The sequence below is a fragment of the Streptomyces sp. NPDC014894 genome, from assembly GCF_043080985.1.
GTDB lineage: Bacteria > Actinomycetota > Actinomycetes > Streptomycetales > Streptomycetaceae > Streptomyces.
Genome location: NZ_JBIBWD010000010.1, coordinates 197314 through 221668 on the forward strand (window position 1 = coordinate 197314; position 24355 = coordinate 221668).

General features: G+C 71.8%; 19 protein-coding genes. 13 read left to right on the forward strand and 6 right to left on the reverse strand.

All coding sequences use genetic code 11. The features are described from left to right. Window positions 1-182 precede the first annotated feature (182 nt). Window positions 183-1736: an alpha/beta hydrolase gene (locus ACF089_RS24515; RefSeq protein WP_392030224.1), complete on the forward strand. Its 1554-nt coding sequence runs from the start codon at window positions 183-185 to the stop codon at window positions 1734-1736. A gap of 81 nt (window positions 1737-1817) precedes the next feature. Further along, window positions 1818-3140: an acyltransferase gene (locus ACF089_RS24520; RefSeq protein WP_392030227.1), complete on the forward strand. Its 1323-nt coding sequence runs from the start codon at window positions 1818-1820 to the stop codon at window positions 3138-3140. A gap of 37 nt (window positions 3141-3177) precedes the next feature. Here ACF089_RS24520 and ACF089_RS24525 read toward each other — a convergent pair whose 3' ends face one another. The 3 genes from ACF089_RS24525 to ACF089_RS24535 all read right to left on the reverse strand — a co-directional run bounded on the left by ACF089_RS24525 (window position 3178) and on the right by ACF089_RS24535 (window position 4577). Next, entirely contained in the window at window positions 3178-3411 is a 234-nt protein-coding gene (locus ACF089_RS24525; RefSeq protein WP_392030229.1) for a DUF397 domain-containing protein, read from the reverse strand. Between the two features lie 147 nt (window positions 3412-3558). Continuing rightward, window positions 3559-3795, reverse strand: coding sequence for a DUF397 domain-containing protein (locus ACF089_RS24530; RefSeq protein WP_392030232.1), 237 nt, complete (start codon window positions 3793-3795; stop codon window positions 3559-3561). Next, window positions 3792-4577: a Scr1 family TA system antitoxin-like transcriptional regulator gene (locus tag ACF089_RS24535; RefSeq protein ID WP_392030592.1), complete on the reverse strand. Its 786-nt coding sequence runs from the start codon at window positions 4575-4577 to the stop codon at window positions 3792-3794. The genes ACF089_RS24530 and ACF089_RS24535 overlap by 4 nt, the downstream gene beginning before the upstream one ends. Window positions 4578-4953: 376 nt before the next feature. Here ACF089_RS24535 and ACF089_RS24540 point away from each other — a divergent pair, with 376 nt between their 5' ends. From ACF089_RS24540 to ACF089_RS24580, 9 genes are all read left to right on the forward strand, one after another. Further along, window positions 4954-6759, forward strand: coding sequence for an ABC-F family ATP-binding cassette domain-containing protein (locus ACF089_RS24540; RefSeq protein WP_392030235.1), 1806 nt, complete (start codon window positions 4954-4956; stop codon window positions 6757-6759). Between the two features lie 316 nt (window positions 6760-7075). Then, entirely contained in the window at window positions 7076-8218 is a 1143-nt protein-coding gene (locus ACF089_RS24545; RefSeq protein ID WP_392030238.1) for a methyltransferase domain-containing protein, read from the forward strand. 285 nt (window positions 8219-8503) lie between these two features. Continuing rightward, window positions 8504-10519 (forward strand): PQQ-binding-like beta-propeller repeat protein, encoded by a 2016-nt coding sequence (locus tag ACF089_RS24550; RefSeq protein WP_392030241.1) that lies wholly within the window; start codon window positions 8504-8506, stop codon window positions 10517-10519. Window positions 10520-10580: 61 nt separating this feature from the next. Beyond that, entirely contained in the window at window positions 10581-12482 is a 1902-nt protein-coding gene (locus ACF089_RS24555) for a PQQ-binding-like beta-propeller repeat protein (RefSeq protein ID WP_392030244.1), read from the forward strand. A gap of 218 nt (window positions 12483-12700) precedes the next feature. After that, a complete protein-coding gene (locus ACF089_RS24560) occupies window positions 12701-13381 on the forward strand; it encodes a LuxR C-terminal-related transcriptional regulator (protein WP_392030247.1) in 681 nt (226 codons plus the stop codon). 546 nt (window positions 13382-13927) lie between these two features. After that, window positions 13928-14971 (forward strand): galactose-1-phosphate uridylyltransferase, encoded by a 1044-nt coding sequence (gene galT, locus ACF089_RS24565; RefSeq protein WP_392030250.1) that lies wholly within the window; start codon window positions 13928-13930, stop codon window positions 14969-14971. After that, on the forward strand, window positions 14968-15927 hold the full coding sequence (galE, locus tag ACF089_RS24570; protein WP_392030253.1) for a UDP-glucose 4-epimerase GalE: 960 nt from the start codon (window positions 14968-14970) through the stop codon (window positions 15925-15927). The genes galT and galE overlap by 4 nt, the downstream gene beginning before the upstream one ends. Then, window positions 15924-17126 (forward strand): galactokinase, encoded by a 1203-nt coding sequence (galK, locus tag ACF089_RS24575; protein ID WP_392030256.1) that lies wholly within the window; start codon window positions 15924-15926, stop codon window positions 17124-17126. The genes galE and galK overlap by 4 nt, the downstream gene beginning before the upstream one ends. Before the next feature lie 305 nt (window positions 17127-17431). Next, a complete protein-coding gene (locus ACF089_RS24580; RefSeq protein WP_392030594.1) occupies window positions 17432-18211 on the forward strand; it encodes a LuxR C-terminal-related transcriptional regulator in 780 nt (259 codons plus the stop codon). Here ACF089_RS24580 and tamR read toward each other — a convergent pair. Beyond that, window positions 18170-18667 (reverse strand): MarR family transcriptional regulator TamR, encoded by a 498-nt coding sequence (tamR, locus tag ACF089_RS24585; RefSeq protein ID WP_153487368.1) that lies wholly within the window; start codon window positions 18665-18667, stop codon window positions 18170-18172. The genes ACF089_RS24580 and tamR overlap by 42 nt on opposite strands. 74 nt (window positions 18668-18741) lie before the next feature. On the opposite strand from tamR, the gene ACF089_RS24590 reads away from it, so the two are divergent. Beyond that, on the forward strand, window positions 18742-19563 hold the full coding sequence (locus tag ACF089_RS24590) for a trans-aconitate 2-methyltransferase (protein WP_392030260.1): 822 nt from the start codon (window positions 18742-18744) through the stop codon (window positions 19561-19563). A 135-nt stretch (window positions 19564-19698) separates the two neighbouring features. On the opposite strand, the gene ACF089_RS24595 is transcribed toward ACF089_RS24590, so the two are convergent. Then, window positions 19699-20379 carry a TetR family transcriptional regulator gene (locus ACF089_RS24595; RefSeq protein WP_392030597.1) on the reverse strand — a complete coding sequence of 227 codons (681 nt, stop codon included), beginning with the start codon at window positions 20377-20379 and terminating at the stop codon, window positions 19699-19701. After that, the gene (locus ACF089_RS24600) at window positions 20379-21359 is read right to left on the reverse strand and encodes an acyl-CoA desaturase (protein WP_392030263.1); all 981 of its coding nucleotides are present in this window, start codon (window positions 21357-21359) and stop codon (window positions 20379-20381) included. Before ACF089_RS24600 ends, ACF089_RS24595 begins: the two co-directional genes overlap by 1 nt. A 217-nt stretch (window positions 21360-21576) precedes the next feature. On the opposite strand from ACF089_RS24600, the gene ppc reads away from it, so the two are divergent. Continuing rightward, window positions 21577-24306, forward strand: coding sequence for a phosphoenolpyruvate carboxylase (gene ppc / locus ACF089_RS24605; RefSeq protein ID WP_392030266.1), 2730 nt, complete (start codon window positions 21577-21579; stop codon window positions 24304-24306). The last annotated feature ends 49 nt before the right edge of the window (window positions 24307-24355 follow it).

Consider the following 24355-nt stretch of genomic DNA (forward strand, 5'->3'; position numbering starts at 1 on the left):
CCGGGCCCCGCCCCACCCCCCACCCCCGGTGACCGGTGGTCTCTGCAACCACCGCAGTACAGTCCAACCTTCCGATTTCATACCTGAGATGTTCGGTTCTGATCCAATGGGTTGATTCTTCCGACAGTTCCGGCCGACAGAGTTGATCGCGCCTAGGAACGCCGATCGGAAGGATCTTCCCTGTGCGCAGTCGACGGTTAGTGCCACTGATCGCGGTGAGCGTCTTCGCCACCCTGACTCCGGGGCTCGCCACCGCCGCCCCGGCGGCGCCCCCCGCCCCTGCCTCGCCCGTCGCGACCCCGGCGGCCCAGTACCCCCAGCAGAAGCCCGTCTGGAAGAGATGCGCCGCCGACGAGCCGGCCTCCTTCCAGTGCGCGACGATCCGCGTACCGCTCAACTACGCCAAGCCCGGCGGCAAGAAGATCGGCGTCGAGATCTCCAGGATCAAGGCGACGAGCCCGTCGGAGCGCCGGGGCGTGCTGCTCTTCAACCCGGGCGGCCCCGGCGGCGAGGGCCTCGGCATGTCGCTGGACATGTCGAGGGAGTTGCCCGCCTCCGTCAGGGCCCGCTACGACCTGATCGGCTTCGACCCGCGCGGCATCGGCCGCAGCACGCCCGTCCGCTGCGGCCTCGCCGACAGCCAGAAGTCGTGGCCCCGGCCCTACAAGGCCGACACCTACGCCCAGGACGTCTCCTGGGCCAAGTCCGTCGCCGACAAGTGCCGCGCCAAGGTCGGCGACACCCTCAAGCACATCACCACCCGCAACACCGCCCGCGACATGGACGTGATCCGCGCCGCCCTCGGCGAGAAGAAGCTGAACTACCTGGGCTACTCCTACGGCACCTACCTCGGGTCCGTGTACACCCAGATGTTCCCGAAGCGCGCCGACCGCTTCGTCCTCGACAGCGCGGTCGACCCCGAGAAGGCATGGCGGGAGACCTTCCGCATCTGGGGCCCCGAGGTCGAGCCGGCGTTCGACCGCTGGACGGAGTGGACCGCCGGGCGCTCGGCGGAGTATCAGCTCGGCGACACCCCCGAGAAGGTCGCCAAGACCTTCTGGGACCTGGTCGCCCACGCGGACCGCAAGCCCATCGTCATCGGCAAGACCGCCTACGACGGCGACATGCTGCGGTACGTGATGCGCTCCGCGTTCTTCAGCGTCCGCGTCGCGGCCGAGTCGACCGTGATCCTGCGCGACGCCGCCGCCGGGAAGCCGGTGCCGGAGCAGCCGGACTTCGGCCCGATACCGGACAACCACATATCGGCCCAGTGGGCGGTCCTCTGCGGCGACACCCGGTGGAACAGCTCCGCCGAGACCTACCGCAAGGAGGCCGCCCGGGACGCGGCCCGCTACCCGCTCTTCGGCGACCACTCCGGCAACATCACGCCCTGCGCCTTCTGGGGCAGGACCGCCGAGCCGAGGACCAAGGTCGACAACAAGGCCGGCGCGCTGATCGTCCAGAACGAGTGGGACTCGCAGACCCCGCTCTCCACCGCGCGCGGAATGCACCGGGCCATGAAGGGCTCCAAGCTCGTCACCGTGGACGAGGGCGAGGGCCACGGCGTCTACCTGTACGGGAAGAACGCCTGCGCCGACAAGGTCGCCAACGCCTATCTGAACACCGGCAAGCTGCCCGCCAAGGACGTCACCTGCAAGGCCGCCGCGGGCAAGCGGGGCTCCCAGCAGACGGTCGTCCCGGCGCCGAAGCCCCCGCTCCAGCTCGACCGGGGCTGAGCGGGAGGTCCGGGTACTCAACCCGTGATCTGAGTACCCGGACCCTGACCGCACGGCGGCGCGGCTCGCGAACATGAGTCCATGAGATCGACCGTTCGAGAGCTGGCCTCGGCCACCCCCGGGACCCGGGACCGCTACATCGACCTGCTTCGTGTCGCGTCGCTCGCGACCGTGGTCCTGGGGCACTGGCTGATGGCCGCCGTCGGCGACGACGAACGGATCGGCAATCTCCTCGCCGTCGTGCCCGAACTCCAGCTGCTCACCTGGGTCTTCCAGATCATGCCGGTGTTCTTCTTCGTCGGCGGCTTCTCGCACGCCCTCTCCTACCGCTCCCTGAGCCGCGCCCGCCCCGGCGCGACCACCCTCTACCCCGCCTTCCTGCGCGCCCGTCTCCAGCGGCTGCTGAGGCCGACGATGGTCTTCATCGTGGTCTGGGGTCTGCTCGCGCTGCTGATCCAGCTGTACGGGGCCGACGGCGGGCTCACCGGGGCGGCGCTGCGGCTGGTCACCCAGCCGCTCTGGTTCATCGGGATCTACCTCGCGATGGTCGCCTTCACCCCGCCGCTGCTGAAGCTCCACGAGCGGTACGGGTGGGGCGCGTTCGCGCTGCTGGCCGCCGGGGCCGTCGCGGTCGACGTCGCCCGGTTCGCCCTGGGCGTCCCGTACGTGGAGTTCCTCAACTTCGCCTTCGTCTGGCTCGCCGTGCACCAGCTCGGCTTCCTCCGCGCCGACGGCCGTATCCGCCTCCCCGCCGCGCTCGCCGCCGGCGGTCTGCTGAGCGCCGCGGCCCTCGTCGCGTACGGCCCGTATCCGCTCTCCATGGTCGGCATGCCCGGCGAGAAGGTCTCCAACATGGCCCCGCCGACCCTCGCCCTCCTCTGCCACGGCCTCTGGCTCGTCGGCGCGGTCGAACTCCTCAGGGCTCCCGGCGCCCGGCTCGTCCAGCGCCCCCAGGTGTGGCGCGGAGTCATCGCCGCCAACGGGATCGCCATGACCGCCTTCCTCTGGCACCTCACCGCCATGCTCGGCGTGTACGGGGCCCTCCTCGCCCTGGACGTCCCCCTCCCCGAGCCCGCCTCCGCCGCCTGGTGGTCCCAGACCCCGCCGCGCCTCCTCGCCGCCGCCCTTCTCACCGCCCTCCTCGTCACCCTCTTCCGCCGCTTCGAACACCCCTCGCCCCCCGACCCGACCCGCCCCGACGGATCGGCCCCGCTCGCGGCGCTCGGCATCACCCTCTGCCTCCTGGGCGTCCTCGCCCTCTCGATGACGGGCCTCGGCGGCCTCCTCGAAGGCCACTCCGCGATGCTCATAGCCGTCCCGGTGACGGCTCCCGCGGCGGTGGGGACGGCGTTGACCGGATGGGTTCTCGTGGAACGGGCCGGGAACGCGTTCGCCGCCCGGTAGGTGACTGCCGGGCGGCGAGGGAGGGGCGGGGGTTCGCTCAGACGCCGGTGAGGAAGGCGGTCCAGGCGGTGGCCGGGAGGGTGAGGTGGGGGCCGTCCTGGACTTTGGAGTCACGGATGTGGACGGTGTCGGGGCAGGTGGCGACCTCGACGCAGTCGTCGCCCTGGGTGCCGCTGTAGCTGGACTTGTGCCAGGACAGGGCGACCTCGACACAGCTGTCGCCCTCCGTGCCGCTGTAACTGGACTTGAACCAAGCGAGTTCAGTGCTCATAGCGCTCCTCGGATTCGTTCCAGCAGACCCCGGGACTCACCGGGGGTGAGGGCCTGCGAGCGCAGTGTGCCACAGCGCTGTCGGGCCGGGAACGCGTTCGCCGCCCGGTAGGTGACTGCCGGGCGGCGAGGGAGGGGCGGGGTTCGCTCAGACGCCGGTGAGGAAGGCGGTCCAGGCGGTGGCCGGGAGGGTGAGGTGGGGGCCGTCCTGGACTTTGGAGTCACGGATGTGGACGGTGTCGGGGCAGGTGGCGACCTCGACGCAGTTGTCGCCTTGTGAGCTGCTGTAGCTGGACTTGTGCCAGGACAGGGCGATCTCGACGCAGCTGTCGCCTTGGTCGCTGCTGTGACTGGACTTGAACCAGGTGAGTTCAGCGGTGCTCATAGCGCTCCTCGGATTCGCTCCAGCAGGACCCGGGACTCACCGGGGGTGAGGGCCTGCGAGCGCAGTGTGTCATAACGCTGCTGGAGTGGGATCACCTCCTTCAGGTCACTAATCAGACGCCCGTTCTTCTGCCCCTCGGAGTAGGCGAACCGCTTCCCGTCCGGCCCCTCCAGCAGTGCGAGTGGACCTTCGAGGCAGGCGTGCAACTCACAATCAGTCGGCATGACGTGGAGCGTCACGTTTCGCATCTCGGCACCAGCCAGGACATGGTCGAGCATGCCCCGCGTCACCTCTGTGCCACCGATCCGTTGTTGAAAGACGTACTCGGAGACGATGAAGCTGAATGGGACGTTGGGGCGGTCCCGCAACAGGTCCCGTCGCTCCAGCCGGGCGCTGATCTGGATTTGCAGCTGATCGTCCGAGAGGGGTGGAACCGCGTTCTGGAACAGGGCTCGTGCGTAGGGCTCTGACTGCAACAGCCCCGGCACGGTACGGCACTCGTACGTACTCAGACTCACGGCCGTCTTCTCACGCCTCGCCCACTCCTTGAACCACGCCGCCAGGCCCGGGTTCCGGTTCAGGTACTGGAACGCCTTCCTCAACGCCCCTGTGTTGTCGAGGGCCTGCTCGGCCAGCTCCACGAACGCCTTGTCGGGCATCCGGCGGCCGAGTTCGATCGAGGCGACGGTGTGCTGGGAGAACTGCACCAGGCGCGCGAACTGCTCCCGGGAGATCTTCTTGTGCTCGCGCATGCCCTGGACGAACGCGCCGAACGTTCTCATGCTGTCGGAGGGGGCGGGATTTCCCCCGGAACCTCCGGACCCTCCGGAGCCCCCGGAGCCGCCGCCCGAGGAGCCCTCCTCGGGCCCGGAGTCCTCGGACTCGGGCTCCTCGGGCCCGTCGTCCACTTGGGGCTCGTCGTCCCAGTCCTCCGCCTCGGCCATGTGCGGCCACCTCCTGGTGCGTGCTGGATCACCCTGCGTTGGGGTCACCCAGAGTGGCCGAGCGACTACAGGCGCGTCCACCCTGCGTACGCGTACGCTGCCGGACCGTACGCGTACGCGGGGCCCCGCCGGGCCCGTTCGGCCGCCGGAGTCATGGGCCGCGTGACCGCCGTACGCTGGCCTCCGGACCGCGAACCCCCGGAGCAGGAGAAAAATGGCCGTCAATCTGGTCAATGTCGAGGCTGTCAGCAAGGTGTACGGGACCCGTGCACTGCTCGACGGCGTATCCCTCGGCGTCTCCGAGGGGGACCGCATCGGCGTGGTCGGCCGTAACGGCGACGGCAAGACCACGCTGATCCGGATGCTGGCGAAGCTGGAGGAGCCGGACACGGGCCGGGTCACGCAGAACAGCGGGCTGCACCTGGGCGTGCTGACGCAGCACGATTCGCTCGATCCCGAGGCGACCGTGCGTCACGAGGTGATCGGTGATCTCGCCGACCACGAGTGGGCGGGGAACGCGAAGATCCGGGATGTGCTGACGGGGCTCTTCGGCGGACTGGACCTGCCCGGGTTCCCGCAGGGGCTGGACACGGTGATCGCCCCGCTCTCGGGCGGCGAGCGCCGCAGGATCGCGCTGGCGAAGCTGCTCATCGCGGACCAGGACCTGATCGTCCTGGACGAGCCCACCAACCATCTGGACGTCGAGGGCATCGCCTGGCTCGCGGAGCATCTGCGGGCCCGCCGTTCCGCGCTCGTCTGCGTGACCCACGACCGGTGGTTCCTGGACCAGGTCTGCACCCGGATGTGGGATGTGCAGCGGGGTTCGGTGTACGAGTACGAGGGCGGCTACAGCGACTACGTGTTCGCGCGGGCCGAGCGGGAGCGCATCGCGGCGACGGAGGAGGCCAAGCGCCAGAACCTGATGCGCAAGGAGCTGGCGTGGCTGCGGCGCGGCGCGCCGGCCCGTACCTCCAAGCCCCGTTACCGCATCGAGGCGGCGAACGAGCTGATCGCGGACGTGCCGCCGCCGCGTGACACCAGCGAGCTGATGAAGTTCGCGAACGCGCGGCTGGGCAAGACGGTGTTCGACATGGAGGACGTGACCGTGCAGGCCGGGCCGAAGGTGCTGCTGAAGCATCTGACCTGGCAGCTCGGGCCCGGTGACCGGATCGGTCTGGTCGGGGTGAACGGCGCGGGCAAGACCTCGCTGCTGAAGGCGCTGGCGGAGGCGGCCCGCAGCGGCGGCGAGACGCAGCCGGCGGGCGGGCGGATCACGGTCGGCAAGACGGTCAGGCTGGCGTATCTCTCGCAGGACGTGACCGAGCTGCCGGGATCGCTGCGGGTGCTGGAGGCGGTGCAGCAGATCCGGGACCGGGTGGATCTGGGCAAGGGTCGGGAGATGACGGCGGGGCAGCTCTGCGAGCAGTTCGGCTTCGGCAAGGAGAAGCAGTGGACGCCGCTCTCCGACCTGTCGGGCGGTGAGCGCCGCCGGCTCCAGATCCTGCGGCTGCTGATGGACGAGCCCAATGTGCTGTTCCTGGACGAGCCCACGAACGACCTGGACATCGAGACGCTGACGCAGCTGGAGGATCTGCTCGACGGCTGGCCGGGGTCGATGGTCGTGATCTCCCACGACCGGTTCTTCATCGAGCGCACCACGGACCGGACGTTCGCGCTGCTGGGAGACGCGACGCTGCGGATGCTTCCGCGCGGCATCGACGAGTACCTGGAGCGCCGCCGCGCCATGATCGACTCCGCCGTCCCGGCCCCGGCGAAGCCCGCCGAGCCGACGGTGCGGGCGAAGTCGGCGGGGGAGGCCCGCGCGGCGCAGAAGGAGCTGTCCCGGATCGAGCGCCAGCTCGACAAGATCTCCGACAAGGAGACGAGGCTCCACGATCAGATCGCCGAGCACGCCACCGACTTCGCCAAGGTCGCCAAGCTCGACGCGGACCTCCGCGCCCTGGCCACCGAGCGCGAAGACCTCGAAACGCGCTGGATGGAGCTGGCCGAGGACTCCTGAGCCTCTCAACCCTCCGGCCGGGCCCATGCGCTCGGCTTCGGCCGATTTGCTCAGCCATGGAGGGGCCGATGGCGGGCGGAAATGGACACCTGTACCCATTTACGCGACGAGATTTGGCCACGGTCGCTGCCGAAGCGCCTGGTCGGGCCGCCTTCTTCGCCTCATCATGGCCGGTGCAGCGACCAGCGAAGGAGGCCCTTTCATGGGTAAGCACGAGAAGCCGCCCGCCGACCCGTCCAAGGGGAAGCCGCCTCCGGGAAACTCGGACGGGCAGGTGCCTCCCCCGCCGCCTTCGGATGGAAAGCGAAAGAAGTAGGTGGACTCCCTGACGGCCCGGCGGGCGCGGCTCGACGCGGTGATGGAGGCGCGGGGGGACTGGCCGGAGCGGTCGCCGTGGATCCGGGAGGCCGTGGGGCGGCTGCCGCGTGACCTGTTCGCGCCGGACCGGCTGTGGCGCTGGGACGGGGAGGCGTACGCGCCCGTCGACCGGGCGGCGGACCCGGGGGCCTGGGCGGACGAGCTGTACGCCGATCCCGACGCCGCCGCCGTCACCCAGGTCACCGACGGGTTCGCCACCTCCAGCCTCTCCTGCCAGGCCGTCGTGGTGGACATGCTCGACTCCCTCCGGCCGGAGCCCGGACACCGTGTGCTGGAACTCGGGGCCGGCACCGGCTGGAACGCGGCCCTCGTCTCCCTCCGCACGGGCGCGGACACCGTCACCTCGGTGGAGGTGGACGCCTCGCTGGCCGCCGCCGCCCGCGCCCGGCTGGCGGACCGCGCGCCCGGTGTCCGGGTCCTGGTCGGCGACGGGGCGCACGGCCTACCGGGGCACGCTCCCTACGACCGGGTCGTCGCCGCCTACGCGGTGGACCGCGTCCCCTGGGCCTGGGTCGCGCAGACCGCGCCGGGCGGGCGGATCGTCACCCCGTGGGGGCGGCTCGGACATGTGGCCCTGACCGTCGCCGACGACGGGCGCTCGGCGAGCGGATGGATTCAGGGCCTCGCCCAGTTCATGCCCGCCCGCGCCGCCGGGGCCACGACCGGACAGGCCGATCAGACCGGACAGACCGGCTTCGGCGCGGTCCGGGCGGGCGTCCCCCGGGAGAGCGAGCGGCCCTGGACGCGGGACCTCGCTCCGCTCCGGGACGACTGGGACCTCGTCTTCGCCCTCCGGGTCGCCCTGCCCGAACTCCGTTTCACCGTCGACGCCGACGGCCTCAGCGCCCGGGTCCACGACGGAGTCTCGTCCTGGGCCGTGCTCGCCGCGCCGGACGGCCGTTCCGCCGTCGCCCAGCAGGGCGGCCCCCGCCGGCTCGCGGACGAACTCGACCGCGCCTGGGCGGCCTGGACGGAGACCGGCTCGCCCAGCCGCTTCGACCACGGGCTCACCGTCACCCCCGACCGCCAGTACGCCTGGGCCGTCGACGCGGAGACCGGCCCCCGTTGGACGCTCGGCTGAAGCGCGGCCGGGTCCCGTGCCGGAGCGTGGGCCGGGGCCGTGGCGGTCCTGTGCGGGTCTCGTAACAAGGGGATGACGGGCCGGTCCTCCCTTGGGCACAGCCGTGGACCGGACCGGTCGGTAACTGACTCGGGTGATAGAAAGAAGCCCCGCTCAGTGTCGCGAATACGCGGGAACCTGTCCGAAAACGCTCCTTCCCGGGCCGTGGCACCCGCTCAGAAGTGCCCACCGGGAATGCGGGGGAGGCCGGTTCGGACGGGGGACCGTAGGAAAGGGGCCGCGCTGATGTCTCAGCCGCCCAGCCAGCAGCCGGAGGGCTTCGGTCCTCCCCAGGACCGGCAGCCGGATCCCCGGCAGGACCCGTGGGCCGCCGCCCAGGCTCCGGACCCGTCGGCCGATCCCCGCCAGGGCATACCCCCGCAGGGGATACCCCAGCAGCCCGGCCACGCTCCGCAGACGCCCCCGGCCCCGCCCGGGCCTCCGGGACAGCACGCACAGCCCGGACCGTCCGGATATCCGGGACCTTCCGGACCTTCAGGCCCCCAACCCGGGTACGGATACCCGCAGCAGCCGCCCTCCCCGCCGTCGCCGGGCCCGTACGGCGCACCCGGCCCGTACGGCGAGCAGCAGGCCCCGGGCCCGTACGGCGCTCCCGGCCCGTACGGGCAGCCGCAGCAGCCGCCGGCCCCGTACGGCCAGCAGCCCCCGGCCGCGTACCAGCAGCAGTACGGTCAGCAGCAGGCCCCGTACGGCGGTTACCCGCCGCAGGGCCGGCCCCCGTACGGCCCCCCGCCCGGCGGCGGCGGCCCGGGCGGCGGCGGGTTCCTCAAGCGGAAGCCGGGGCTGGTGATCGGCGCGGCCGCCGCCGCGCTGCTGGTGATCGCGGGCGGGACCTACTTCGTCGTCAGCGACGGCGGAGGCAAGGACGACAAGAAGAAGAACGTCAGCAAGAGCGAGGCCCCCGGACCCGCCGGCTCCCCCTCCGCCGACGGCACGGACGCCGACGCGGACACCGATCGCGACGCCGACGCCGGCCCCGACTCCGAGAAGAACGGCGACGCGAACGGCGACCTGAACGCCGAACGCCAGGACGGCGAGGCGAAGATCGCCTTCGTCACCACCAACGACGTCGACCTGCCGCGCAACGGCGTCGACGCCTTCGGCCCCTGGGCCGTCGGGGACACCGTCGTACGCGCCATGTACAAGCAGGTCGTCGGCTACTCCGCCGCCGACGGCAAGAAGAAGTGGACCGTCCCCGTCGCCACCGAGGTGTGCTCCGCGACGCTGGAGCCCTCCGCCGACGGGAAGATCGTCGTCGGCGTGAAGGACGGCCACGGCGAACGCGCCGAGTGCCTCGACGTCCAGATGATCGACCTGAAGACCGGCAAGGTGGGCTGGAAGAAGACCCTCAAGACCGGCTCGGGCTTCAACTCGCTGACCGACTTCACCCTCACCATCAGCGGCGACACCCTCGGCGCGGCCGGGCTCGGCAACTCGATCGGCCTCTCGATGAAGGACGGCGAGGAGCTGTTCAGGGGCCCGACCAGCGGCTGCAAGCCCTTCGCCTTCGCGGGCGGACCCAAGCTGCTCGCCGCCGGCCAGTGCCCCACCACCGACTGGAACAAGCCCAAGCACCAGCTCCAGGAGGTCGACCCCGCCACCGGCAAGGCCAAGTGGACCTACAAGGCCCCGGAGGGCTGGGAGGTCGAGAAGGTCTTCTCGGTCGATCCGATCGTCATCTCGCTCAAGCAGTCCAAGGAGAAGAAGTGGGGTGTCGTCGCGCTCAACGCGAACGGCACCGAGCGCTCCCGGATCGAGGGCGGCAAGGACAAGTTCCAGCCCCGCTGCGGCGGCTCGTTCGTGATCATGGGCGAGAACCTGGAGGGCTGTGTCGGCGTCGCCGCCGACGCGGACACCTTCTACATGGCCACCCAGTCGGCCCGCCCCGGCGGAGCCAACGAGGTCGTCGCCTTCGACCTCGACAACGGCAAGGCCAAGTGGCGCTCCCCGTCGGGCGGCGAGAGCACCATCGTGCCGCTGCGGATGGAGGGCGGCGACGTCCTCGCGTACCGGGAGCCGACCTGGGACAAGGGCGGCGCGCTCACCACGATCGCGCCCTCGGGCGGTGCGCCGAAGACGCTGCTGAAGTTCCAGGACGCCACCGCGCAGGCCGAGAACACCTTCTACTCCTCGCGCATGGTCTACGACGGCGGCCGGTTCTTCATCGGCAGCGGCCGGGTCAGCGCCCGCAATGACGCGGAGGAGCTGAAGACGCGGACCATGATGGCCTTCACCAAGTGATATCGGCGGAGTCCGCGCCCCCGTCCCCTCCCGTTCCCAGCTCCCCCGAGGTACGCACGCCATGACACAGCCGCCACCGCCCCCGCCCCCGCCGAACCAGCCTCCGAACCAGCCTCCGCCGGGGTTCGGCGCGCCGCAGGATCCCCCGCCCGGTCAGGGCGGCTTCGGCGCACCCCAGCCGCCCGAGGGCCCGGCCGGTCCCGAGGGCCCCGCCGGTCCCGGCGGATTCGGGGCCCCGGCGCCTTCGCCGCAGGGCGGACAGCCCGGGTACGGCTATCCGCAGCAGGGCCCGCCGCCCGGCTACGGATACCCCCAGGGCGCTCAGCCCGGGTACGGCCAACCGCAGGGCCCGCCGCCCGGCTACGGGCACCCGCAGGGCGCTCAGCCCGGATACGGCGCGCCCCAGCAGCCGTACGGATACGGCGGTTACGGGCAGCCCCCGACCCAGCCCATGCAGGCCGGGCCGGGGCAGAAGGGTCCCGGCGGCGGCAAGAAGTCCGCCACGACGCGGATCGTGATCGCGGCGGTCTGCGCCGTCGCGCTGATCGTCGGCGGCGGTGTCTGGTACGCCGCCACCACCGGCGACGACGACAAGGCCGGGAGCAGCGCCGGGCAGAGCACGGGCGGCGGCGAGCAGGGCGGGGACGGCGGCGACAAGTCCAAGGGCGGCGACGGCGCGGGGAAGGGCGAACCGGCCGCCGACGGGCCCGGCAAGGAGAAGGCCCCGGCCGACCCCACCGCCCGGACCGCGTTCCAGCACCCCGAGCCCAAGGTCGAGGACATCACCTTCCTGCGGGGCTCCTGGGTCTCCGGGAAGACCTTCGTCAAGCCCGGCCTGAACTCGGTGGTCGGCTTCGACGCGGAGAGCGGCGCGACCTCCTGGACGCTGAAGCTCCCGGGCCAGGTCTGCGCCTCCTCCCGGCACCAGTCCGACGACGGCAAGGCCGCGATCGTCTTCGAGGCCGCCAAGCGCACCGGGCCGCGCTTCTACCAGCCGTGCACCGAGGTCGGCGTCGTCGACCTGACCAGCGGGAAGCTGCTCTGGAGCGAGTCCGTCACCGGCGGGACCGGCGGCGACGGGAAGATCAAGTTCGCCGAGGTCACCCAGAGCGGCGATGTGGTCGCCGCGGGCGGTCTGGAGGGCGGCGCGGCCTTCGACCTCGACAGCGGCAAGGTCCGCTGGAAGCCCAACTCCGCCGACACCTGCACCGACCGGGGCTACGGCGGCGGGGCGGCGCTGGTCGCGGTCCGCCGGTGCGGCTCGATCTCCAGCCCGCACATCGTCATCCAGGCGCTCGACACCAAGGACGGGCGGCCGCTGTTCTCGTACAAGATGCCGGAGACGGTGGAGTACGCGAGCATCGTCTCCGCGAAGCCGCTGGTCGTCGCCGCGGATGTCGGCGACACCGCGGGGGTGGCCGGATTCTCCGACCTCTTCTCGCTGGACGACAAGGGCGCGCTGCGGGCCCGGATTCCGGCCACCGGCGACCTCTACGAGGCCAAGTGCCGGACCACGGAGGTCGAGAACTGCAGGAAGATCGCGGTCGGCAACGGCCGCGTCTATCTGCCGACTTCCGCGCGGGAGAGCTCCTCGGGGTTCAAGGACACCAATGAGATCGTGTCCTTCGATCTGGCCACCGGAAAGCCGACGAGCGACCGTACGGAGGCCGGCGCGCGGCACTTGCTGCTGCCGCTGCGCATGGACGGCGGCAATCTCATCGCCTACAGGACAGCCGCATATGACACTGGCGGACAGGTGATCAGTATTGACGGCGGGACATTCGAGCAGACGGTGCTGATGAAGAACCCCGGGGACAAGAAATCCAGCACGGTGGAGCGGAGCTTCACCGCCGACGGGGACGACATGCGCTACGACGGCGGACGGCTCTTCCTGAGTGCGGGGCTGGTCAGCGAGGACAGCTACTCGGAACGGCAGCTGGTGGTCGCCTACGCGACCGGTTGATCCATAGCGGTATCGGCCATGGCCCGGCATTTCGGCAGACCGAAATGCCGGGCCATGGTCATGTGTTGGTCATGGTCGAGTCATAAGGAGCCCTCTTTGGCGAAGAATTCGGCACTCTGGGGGACTTCTGCCGGGATAGTGACGCGCGCAGTCGAACAAGCGTGTAACTTGCCGGGGCAGGGCCGGGGTTCAGCGCAGCTGGGGATGGGGGTTTCTCGATGGGCGTGCGGCTCATGGTGGTCGACGACCACCGACTGCTCGCCGAGGCACTCGCCTCGGCCTTGAAGCTGCGGGGGCATCGGGTGCTCGCCGCGGCGGCGCCGGCCGCGGGCGCGGCCGATCTGGTCGTCAGCAGAGCGCCCGAGGTGTGTCTGCTGGGGACGGCGAGCCCGGCCGAGCCGGGTGTCTTCGATCCCGTGGTCAAGATCAAGCGGGAGCGGCCGCAGGTCGCGGTGGTGGTCCTGGGCCCGGTGCCCAGCCCCCGGGGGATCGCGGCGGCCTTCGCCGCGGGCGCCTCCGGATACGTCCGCCACGACGAGCGCATCGAGGGCGTCGAGCGCGCCATGATGAAGGCCCGGGCGGGGGAGGCGGTGGTGGCCCCCGCGCTGCTCCAGGGCGCGTTCGCGGAACTGCTCAATCCGGTCGCCCAGCCGGACGACGAGGGGCAGCGGCTGCTGCACCTCCTCACCCCGCGCGAGATCGAGGTGCTGGTCCGCGTCGCCGAGGGGGAGGACACCCGGCTGATCGCCGCGGGCATGGGCATCGCGCCGAGCACGGCCCGGACGCACGTCCAGCGCGTGCTGATGAAGCTCTCCGTCGGCTCCCGCCTCGAAGCCGCCGCCCTCGCCGCCCGCACCGGCCTCCTCGACCGCGCAACCCTGGCCGCCTCCAGAGGGTAGTCCCCTCCCCCCGCCCGCCACCGCCACCCCTGCCCCGCCCGGTGCCTGGTGCCGTCATCCCTCCTCCGCCCGGTGCCTGGTGCCGTCATCCTGCCTCCGCCCGGTGCCGGAGCCGCATTTTCAGCCTCGCCGGCGTTTGAGGCGCGGGGGTTTCGGGGGCAGCGCCCCCGACAGGAGCCCGAGCCCTGCCTCGGCCCCCAGGGACAAGCCCCCCGCCCGGTGCCTGCGCCGCCATCCCGCCTCCGCCCGGCACCTGCGCCGCATTTTCAGCCTCGCCGGCGTTTGAGGCGCGGGGGCTTCGGGGGCAGCGCCCCCGACAAGTGCCCGAGCCTCACCTCGGCCCCCAGGCACAAGCACCCTCTGCCCCGCCCGGCGCCCAAGCCGCACCCCCCCCGGCGCGCCGCGCCGCCCCCACCCACCCGACCGCTTCCGGTAGATATGCAGGTGAATGTGTGCAGAGGCCGTGTGGAGCGCTCCCATTGACGGTGCTGTTGGCTCATGATTTGTTGTGTTGAATTATGTTGGGGATGGTGAGGGGGCTCCACCGTGAAGAAGACGTCGACCCGGCTCGCCGACGGCCGTGAGCTGCTCTACTACGACTCCCGCGACGACACCGTGCGCGACGCCGCCGACCTCCGCTCCCTCCCACCGGTCGCCACCAGACCCGAACTCCGCCACGACCCCCTGCTCGGCGACACCGTCGCCGTCGCCGCGCACCGCCAGGACCGCACCTACCGGCCGCCGCCCGGCGAATGCCCGCTCTGCCCCTCCCGGGACGGCCGCCTCAGCGAGATCCCGGACGCCGACTACGACGTGGTCGTCTTCGAGAACCGCTTCCCCTCCCTCGCCGGGGACTCCGGCCGCTGCGAGGTCGTCTGCTTCACCTCCGACCACCACGCCTCCTTCGCCGATCTCGGCGAGGAACGGGCCGCCCTCGTCCTCGCCGCCTGGACCGACCGCACCGCCGAACTCGCCGCGCTGCCCCAGGTCGAACAGGTCTTCTGCTTCGAGAACCGGGGAGCCGAGATCGGCGTCACCCTCGGCCACCCGCACGGCCAGATCTACGCGTACCCCTTCGTCGCCCCGCGCACCGAGCTGATGCTCCGCTCCGCCGCCGCCCACCGCGCACGCACCGGCCGCGGCCTCTTCGACGACGTCGTCGCACGCGAACGCGCCGAGGGCGAGCGGGTGGTCCTCGCCGCCGACCACTGGATCGCCTTCGTGCCGTACGCCGCGCACTGGCCGTACGAGGTCCACCTCCACCCCCGCCGGCGCGTGCCCGACCTGCGCGCGCTCGACCCGGCCGCGCGCGCGGAGTTCCCCGGGGTCTATCTGGAGCTGCTGCGGCGGTTTGACCGGCTCTTCGGCGCGGGCGGCCCCCCGACCCCGTACGTCTCCGCCTGGCACCAGGCCCCGTTCCGGGCCGCCGGACGCGAGGAGTTCGGACTCCACCTCCAGCTCTTCACCATTCGCCGGGCTCCCGGCAAGCTGAAGTTTCTCGCGGGTTCCGAGTCCGGCATGAACGTGTTCATCAACGATGTGCCGCCGGAGGCCGCGGCGTGCCGACTGCGGGAGGCGGCGAGCGAATGAGCAAATACCTGGTGACCGGCGGGGCCGGATACATCGGCAGCGTGGTGGCGCTCCATCTGCTGGAGGCGGGACACGAGGTCACCGTCCTCGACGATCTCTCCACCGGCTTCCGCGACGCGGTCCCGGCGGGCGCCGAATTCATCGAGGGCGATGTCCGGGACGCCGCGAAATGGCTCGACGCGAGCCATGAAGCGGTACTGCACTTCGCCGCCTTCTCGCAGGTCGGCGAGTCCGTCGCCCACCCGGAGAAGTACTGGGAGAACAATGTCGGCGGCAGCATGGCGCTCCTCGCCGCGATGCGCGACGCGGGCGTCCCCGCCCTGGTCTTCTCCTCCACCGCCGCGACCTACGGAGAGCCGGCCCGCACCCCCGTCACCGAGTCCGACCCGACCGCCCCGACCAGCCCGTACGGAGCGACCAAACTCGCGGTCGACCATATGATCACCGGCGCGGCGGCCGCCCACGGACTGGCCGCGGTCTCCCTGCGGTACTTCAACGTCGCCGGGGCCTACGGCGGCCGGGGCGAGCGCCACGACCCCGAGTCCCATCTCATCCCGCTCCTCTTCGAGGTCGCCCTCGGCCGCCGCGACGCGATCTCGGTGTACGGCGAGGACTACCCCACCCCCGACGGCACCTGCGTACGCGACTACATCCATGTCGCCGATCTCGCCGAGGCCCATCTGCTCGCCCTGGCCGCCGCCGCCCCCGGCGAGCATCTGATCTGCAACCTCGGCAACGGCCAGGGCTTCTCGGTGCGCCAGGTCATCGACACCGTCCGCGAGGTCACCGGCCGTCCCGTCCCGCAGACGCTCGCCCCCCGCCGCCCCGGCGACCCCGCGGTGCTGGTCGCCGCCGCCGACACCGCCCGCGAACGGCTCGGCTGGCGGCCCCGGCGGCCCGAGCTGACCGGGATCGTCGCCGACGCCTGGGAGTTCGCCCTCGGCGGGACCCGATGAGCGGGGGAGTGTGGGCCGCCCCCGGCCGGGTCAATCTCATCGGGGAGCACACCGACTACAACGACGGGCTCGTCATGCCCTTCGCGCTCTCCCGGACCGTGGTGGCCACCGCCGCCCGGCGCGACGACGGAGTGCTCCGGCTCAGCTCCGCCGACGCCCCCGGCGGCCCGGTCGAACTGCGCGTCGCCGACCTCGCCCCCGGCCACGGCCCGCGCGGCTGGACCGACTACGCCGCGGGCGTCGTCTGGGCGCTGCGCGAATCGGGCCACCCGGTGCGCGGCGCGGAACTCCACTACGAGTCCACCCTCCCGGCGGGCGCGGGCCTCTCCTCCTCCGCCGCGCTGGAGGTCGTCACCGCGCTCGCCGTCACCGAGCTGTACGACGTGGAGCCGACCCGCCAGGAACTCGCCGTGATCTGCCGCCGCGCCGAGAACGCCTACGCCGGAGCGCCCACCGGGATCATGGACCAGACGGCCTCCGCCTGCTGCGCCGAGGGCCACGCCCTCCTCCTCGACACCCGCGACCTCTCCCGCGCGCAGATCCCCTTCGACCCGGCGGCCCACGGGCTCGCCCTGCTGCTGGTCGACACCCGGGTGAAGCACGCCCACAGCGACGGCGCGTACGGGGAGCGCCGTGCGGGCTGCGAGTCGGCCGCGGCGGCGCTGGGCGTCGCCGCCCTGCGGGACATCGGGTACGAGGAGCTGCCCGCCGCCCTCGACCGGCTGCCCACGACCACCGACCGCCCGTCCGCGACCACCGACCGCCCGCCCGCCGCTCCCGGCCCGGAGTCCGCCGGCCCCGCCCGTACCGCCCGTCCGTCCGCCGCCCCCGGCCCCCGCGCCCTGACCCGCCATGTGGTGACGGAGAACCGCCGGGTGGAGCGGGTCCGGGAGGCGCTGGCGGCGGGCGATCCGCGAGCCGTCGGACCGATCCTCACCGAGGGCCACGCCTCGCTCCGCGACGACTTCGCCGTCTCCTGCCCCGAGCTGGACCTCGCCGTCTCCGCCGCCCTCGCCGCCGGCGCGCTCGGCGCGCGGATGACCGGCGGCGGCTTCGGCGGCTCGGCGATCGTGCTCACCGAGGAGCGGGACCGCGAGCGGACGGGCGCCGCCGTGGCGCGGGCGTTTGCGGAGGCGAGCCTCGGCGAACCGGAGATCTTCGCCGTGACCCCGGCCGCCGGAGCGCGCCGGCTCTCCTGACCGGGGCCCGTTCCCGCTGCGCGGAGCCGTTGCTCTCTGTCGATTTCCGTCTCACTGTGACACTTTCGGCACTCCATGAACACCGTGAGCCATCAGTTCTGCAAATAGGCTTCCCCTCCCGCGCCCCGCCCGTACGCTGATGCTCAGCACCGGTGGGGGCCGGTGTTGATCAGGGGGCGAGACCCGTCGGGTACGACGCCCGGTGCGGGATGTCAGTCACAGCGCGGCGGCGGCCGGGCGGGGGCGGATTCCCTCCGCCGGGCGGCGTGCCCGCGTCGGTCAGCTCTCCGAGCCTGGGGGTGTCTGTGGTCCGTATCCGGGTCCTGGTGGTGGATGACCACCGAATCTTCGCCGAGTCGCTCGCCGCCGCTCTCGCGGCCGAGCCCGACGTCGAGGTCGCGGCGGCCGGCAGCGGCCCCGCCGCGCTGCGATGTCTGGAGCGGGGGGTGGCCGAGGGGCGCGTCTTCGACGTGATGCTCGTCGACGCCGACCTCGGCGGCAACGCGGGGCAGCAGAGCGCTCGCGCGTCCGTCGCCCGTGCCGTCCCCGACGACGGCGACGACGGTCTGGTCGACGGGATCTCCCTGGTCTCCGGGGTCCGCATCAGCCAGCCCGGCGTCCACACCGTCGTACTCGCCGAGAAGGACGACCCCCGCCGGGCCGCCCTCGCGCTCCAGGCCGGGGCCTCCGGCTGGGTCGCCAAGGACTGCTCGCTGCAACGGCTGCTCGCCGTCATCCGGGGCGTGCTCCGGGACGAGACCCATCTGCCGCCCGCGCTGCTCACCGGCGTACTGCGGGAGCTGACCGCCGCGCGCAAGCACCGCACCGAGAGCGAACGGCTGGTGGAGTCGCTCACCCCGCGCGAGCGGGAGGTGCTGCGGTGCATGGTCGCGGGACTGGGGCGCAAGGCCGTCGCCGAGCGCCTCTTCCTCTCCCCGCACACCGTCCGCACCCATATGCAGAACGTGCTGGGCAAGCTCGGAGTGCACTCCACCCTCGCGGCGGTCGCCCTCGCGAGACGGGCGGGCGTCGGCCCGGTCGACCTAACCGGGAATGTTGTCGAACGGGGCGGTCAGCTGGCGTAGCAGCGCGGCCAGCTCGGCCCGCTGAGCCCGGGACAGCTCGGAGAGGATCGCCCGCTCCTGATCGAGCAGACCCGCCAGGGCCTGATCCGCCCGGTCCCGGCCCTCGGCCGTCAGCCGCACCAGCACCCCGCGCCGGTCGCTGGGGTCGGGCAGCCGCTCGACCAGGCCCTTCTTGGCGAGCCGGTCGATCCGATTGGTCATGGTGCCCGAGGTGACCAGCGTCTGGGTGAGCAGCTGGCCGGGGGAGAGCTGATACGGGTCGCCCGCGCGCCGCAGCGAGGTCAGCACATCGAACTCCCACGGTTCGAGCTGATGCTCGGAGAAGGCGAGCCGCCGGGCGCGGTCGAGATGACGGGCGAGCCGGGAGACCCGGCTGAGCACCTCGAGCGGTTCCACGTCGAGGTCCGGGCGCTCGCGGCGCCAAGCTGCGACCAGTCGATCGACCTCGTCCTCCATGACGATCAGTGTAGAGGGTCTGTCGACATGAAGTCTCTTGACGTCAAGATATCTTTTCCCTCACGATGTACGGCATGCTCTCCGCACCCAGCTGGGACCCCCAGCAGTATCTGCGCCACGCCGGGCATCGCACCCGCCCCTTCCTCGATCTCCTCGCCCGGATCCCCGGACTTCCCCCGGGGAAGGGAAGCGGCCCCCGGATCGCCGACCTCGGCTGCGGCGCGGGCAATGTCACCGCGCTCCTCGCCGAGCGCTGGCCCACGGCCCGGATCACCGGCTTCGACAACTCCCTGGAGATGCTCGCCCGCGCCGGCGAGGACCACGCGGGCCCCACCCCGGGCGGCGGCAGCCTCGGCTTCCAGACGGCGGACGCGGTCCACTGGACCCCGGACGAGCCCTACGACCTCATCGTCTCCAACGCCCTCCTCCACTGGGTGCCCGGACACGCCGACTCCTTCGCCCGCTGGATCGGCGGGCTGACCCCGGGCGGGACCCTCGCCTTCCAGGTCCCCGGGAACTTCGCCGCCCCCAGCCACACCCTGCTGACCGGCCTGTGCGAATCCCCGCGCTGGCGCGAGCGGCTCGGCGGCGACCAGGGGCGCTCGTACACCAGGGAGCCGGCCGACTATCTGGACCGGCTCACCGGGCTGGGCTGCGAGACCGATGTCTGGGAGACCACCTACCTCCAGCTGCTCACCGGCGAGGACCCCGTCCTGGACTGGATCAAGGGGACCACCCTGCGGCCGGTGCTCACCGCGCTGGAGGGGGATCCGGCCGCGCTGGAGAGCTTCCTCGGGGAGTACCGGGCGCTGCTGCGCGAGGCGTATCCGCCGGGCCCGCACGGCACGGTCTTCCCCTTCCGCCGGATCTTCGCCGTGGCCCGCCGCCCGGCCTGAGCCGCACCGGCGGCCCCGGGGCGTACGGGGAAGGGCCCGCGCACGGGAGGGGCCCGTACAGAGCAGGCCGCACAAGGGAAGGGCCCGCCCCGCGTCTCGCGGTACGGGCCCTTTCCGGCGGCGTCGCCGTCCCGCTCAGTTCTTGCGGTGGCCTATCAGCCGGGGCTTGGGCTCCAGCCCGTCCAGCCCGTGCCAGGCCAGATTCACCAGATGCGCGGCCACCTCGGCCTTCTTCGGCTGCCGGGCGTCCAGCCACCACTGACCGGTCAGCGCCACCATCCCCACCAGCGCCTGCGCGTACAGCGGGGCCAGCTTCTGGTCGAAGCCGCGGTTCTTGAACTCCATGCCGAGGATGTCCTCGACCTGGGTGGCGATATCGCTGATCAGCGAGGCGAAAGTGCCCGTCGACTGGGCCACCGGGGAGTCCCGGACCAGAATCCGGAAGCCGTCCGTGTACCGCTCGATGTAGTCCAGCAGCGCGAAGGCCGCCTGCTCCAGCAGCTCCCGGGGATGACCCGCGGTGAGCGCGCCCGTCACCCCTTCGAGGAGCTGGCGCATCTCGCGGTCGACCACCACCGCGTACAGCCCCTCCTTGCCGCCGAAGTGCTCGTACACCACCGGCTTGGACACCCCCGCCTTCGCGGCGATCTCCTCCACCGAGGTGCCCTCGAACCCCTTGTCGGCGAAGAGCGTCCGACCGATGTCCAGCAGCTGTTCCCGGCGCTCGGCGCCCGTCATCCGCACCCGGCGGGCACGCCGGCTCGGCCGGTTCTTCTCCGTACTGCTGCTGCTGCCGTCGGTCGCCACGTCTTCCATCATGCCGTGTCGGCGGGTGTGGTACTGCGGCGGGCGTCGATCCGCGAAGCGCTCGGCCAGCGCACGTCGGAGGCCCAGCCCAGCTGCTCGAACCAGCGGATCAGCCGGGCGCTGGAGTCCAGCTGGCCGCGCAGCACCCCGTGCCGGGCGCTGGTCGGGTCCGCGTGGTGCAGGTTGTGCCAGGACTCGCCGCAGGACAGCACGGCCAGCCACCAGACATTGCCCGAGCGGTCCCGCGACTTGAACGGGCGCTTGCCGACCGCGTGACAGATCGAATTGATCGACCAGGTCACATGGTGCAGCAGCGCCACCCGCACCAGCGAGCCCCAGAAGAACGCCGTGAACGCACCCCACCACGACATCGTCACCAGCCCGCCGACCAGCGGCGGGATCGCCAGCGACAGGATCGTCCACCAGATGAAGTCACGCGAGATCCGCCGGATCGCCGGGTCCTTGATCAGGTCCGGCGCGTACTTCTGCTGCGGTGTCTGTTCCTCGTCGAACATCCAGCCAATGTGGGCCCACCACAGCCCCTTCATCAGCGCCGGCACCGTCTCGCCGAACCGCCACGGCGAGTGCGGGTCGCCCTCCGCGTCCGAGAACTTGTGGTGCTTGCGGTGATCGGCCACCCAGCGCACCAGCGGGCCCTCCACCGCCATCGACCCCGCGATCGCGAGCGCGATCCGCAGCGGGCGCTTCGCCTTGAAGGAGCCGTGCGTGAAATAGCGGTGGAAGCCGATCGTGATGCCGTGGCAGCCGAGGTAGTACATCGCCACCAGCAGGCCGAGGTCGAGCCAGCTCACCCCCCAGCCCCAGGCCAGCGGCACCGCCGCGAGCAGGGCGAGAAAGGGCACCGCGATGAACAGCAGCAGGGCGATCTGCTCGACCGACCGCTTGCTGTCCCCGCCGAGCGTCGCCGAGGGCAGCTCGGCCACACTCGATTCCGGGACGTCGTCCATCAGCTCGGGGCTTGTTGTCATAGTGGGGTCCCCTGGGGGGTGAGAGAGGAGATGATCGCGCCAGGCTACGCATGCGTAACCTACGGCGACGTAAGTATGTCAGCGTGCGGCCGCACGGCAAGGGCCCTGTGGATAACGTGGGAGAGCCGGGCCCCTATCCTGGGTCTCGTCGGACAGCGCGGTCCGCAGCCTCCAGTACCCCTCCAGACGTGCTCAAACACTGCAAGGAGCCGCACCTGTGAGCAGTGCCGACCAGACCCCGACGGCCAGCGCCGAACTCCGGGCAGACATCCGCCGACTGGGCGATCTCCTGGGCGAGACCATCGTCCGCCAGGAAGGCCCCGAACTGCTCGACCTCGTCGAGCGCGTCCGCGCCCTGACCCGCAGCGACGGCGAGGCAGCGGCCCAGCTGCTGGGCGACACCGACCTGGAGACCGCCGCCAAGCTCGTCCGCGCGTTCTCCACCTACTTCCACCTCGCCAACGTCACCGAGCAGGTGCACCGAGGCCATGAGATGCGCGAGCGCCGGGCCGCCGAGGGCAGCCTGCTGGCCCGCACCGCCGACCGCCTCAAGGACGCCGACCCCGAGCATCTGCGCGAGACCGTGCGGAATCTCAACGTACGGCCCGTCTTCACCGCCCACCCCACCGAGGCCGCCCGCCGCTCGGTGCTCAACAAGCTGCGCCGGATCGCCGCCCTGCTGGACGAGCCGGGCAGCCCGGCCGACCGCAGGCGCTGCGATCTGCGGCTCGCCGAGAACATCGACCTCATCTGGCAGACCGACGAGCTGCGCGTGGTCCGGCCCGAGCCGGCCGACGAGGCGCGCAACGCGATCTACTACCTGGACGAGCTGCACGCCGGCGCGGTCGGCGACGTCCTGGAGGACCTCGCCGCCGAACTGGAGCGCGTCGGCGTCGAACTGCCCGCCGGCACCCGCCCGCTGACCTTCGGCACCTGGATCGGCGGCGACCGCGACGGCAATCCGAACGTCACCCCCGCCGTCACCCGCGAGGTGCTGATCCTCCAGCACGAGCACGGCATCACCGACGCCCTCGAACAGATCGACTCCCTGCGCGGACAGCTCTCCAACTCCATCCGCTACACCGGAGCCACCGAAGAGCTGCTCACCTCGCTCCAGACCGATCTGGAACGGCTCCCGGAGATCAGCCCCCGCTACAAGCGGCTCAACGCCGAGGAGCCCTACCGGCTCAAGGCCACCTGCATCCAGCAGAAGCTGGTCAACACCCGCGAACGGCTCGCCCGCAACACCCCGCACGAGCCCGGCCGCGACTACCTCGGCACCGCCGAGCTGCTCACCGACCTCACCCTGATCCAGACCTCCCTGCGCGAGCACCGCGGCGGCCTTCTCGCCGACGGACGCATGGACCGCACCATCCGCACCCTCGCCGCCTTCGGCCTCCAGCTCGCCACCATGGACGTGCGCGAGCACGCGGACGCCCACCACCACGCGCTGGGACAGCTCTTCGACCGGCTCGGCGAGGAGTCCTGGCGCTACTCCGACATGCCGCGCGAGTACCGGCAGAAGCTCCTCGCCAAGGAGCTGCGCTCCCGCCGGCCGCTCGCCCCGTCCCCCGCGCCGCTGGACGCCGCCGGCGAGAAGACCCTCGGGGTCTTCCTCACCGTCAAGGAGGCCTTCGAGCGGTTCGGGCCCGAGGTCATCGAGTCGTACATCATCTCGATGTGCCAGGGCGCGGACGACGTCTTCGCGGCGGCCGTGCTCGCCCGCGAGGCCGGGCTGATCGACCTCCACGCGGGCTGGGCCAAGATCGGCATCGTGCCGCTCCTGGAGACCACCGACGAGCTGCGCGCGGCCGACGTCATCCTCGACGGGATGCTCGCCGACCCCTCGTACCGGCGGCTGGTCTCGCTCCGCGGGGACGTCCAGGAGGTCATGCTCGGCTACTCGGACTCCTCCAAGTTCGGCGGCATCACCACCTCGCAGTGGGAGATCCACCGGGCGCAGCGCCGGCTGCGCGACGTGGCCCACCGCCACGGGGTGCGGCTGCGGCTCTTCCACGGCCGGGGCGGCACCGTCGGCCGCGGCGGCGGCCCCTCGCACGATGCCATCCTGGCGCAGCCGTGGGGCACGCTGGAGGGCGAGATCAAGGTGACCGAGCAGGGCGAGGTCATCTCCGACAAGTATCTGATCCCCTCCCTGGCCAGGGAGAATCTGGAGCTGACGGTCGCGGCCACCCTCCAGGCGTCGGCGCTGCACACCGCGCCCCGCCAGTCGGTGGAGGCGCTCTCCCGCTGGGACGCGGCGATGGACACCGTCTCGGACGCGGCCCACGCCGCGTATCGCGGACTGGTCGACGACCCGGATCTGCCCGCGTACTTCTTCGCCTCCACCCCGGTGGACCAGCTCGCCGATCTGCACCTCGGCTCGCGCCCCTCGCGCCGCCCGGACAGCGGTGCGGGCCTGGACGGTCTGCGGGCCATCCCGTGGGTGTTCGGCTGGACCCAGTCCCGGCAGATCGTGCCGGGGTGGTACGGGGTCGGCTCGGGGCTCAAGGCGCTGCGGGAGGCCGGGCTCGACACGGTCCTCGACGAGATGCACGAGCACTGGCACTTCTTCCGCAACTTCATCGCCAATGTCGAGATGACGCTGGCGAAGACGGATCTGCGGATCGCCCGGCACTATGTGGACACGCTCGTGCCGGACGAGCTGAAGCATGTGTTCGCCGGGATCGAGGCCGAGCACGCGCTCACCGTCGCCGAGGTCCTCAAGGTCACCGGCGGCCGGACGCTGCTGGACTCCAATCCGGCGCTCCAGCAGACGTTCGCGATCCGTGACGCCTATCTGGACCCGATCTCCTATCTCCAGGTCTCGCTGCTGGCCCGCCAGCGCGGGGCGGCCTCCCGGGGCGAGTCCGCGGACCCGCTGCTGGCGAGGGCGCTGCTGCTGACGGTGAACGGCGTGGCGGCCGGGCTCCGCAACACCGGCTGATCCGCTCTCCGCACCACCGCCGCTGCCCGGCGTCCCTCCGCGGACGCCG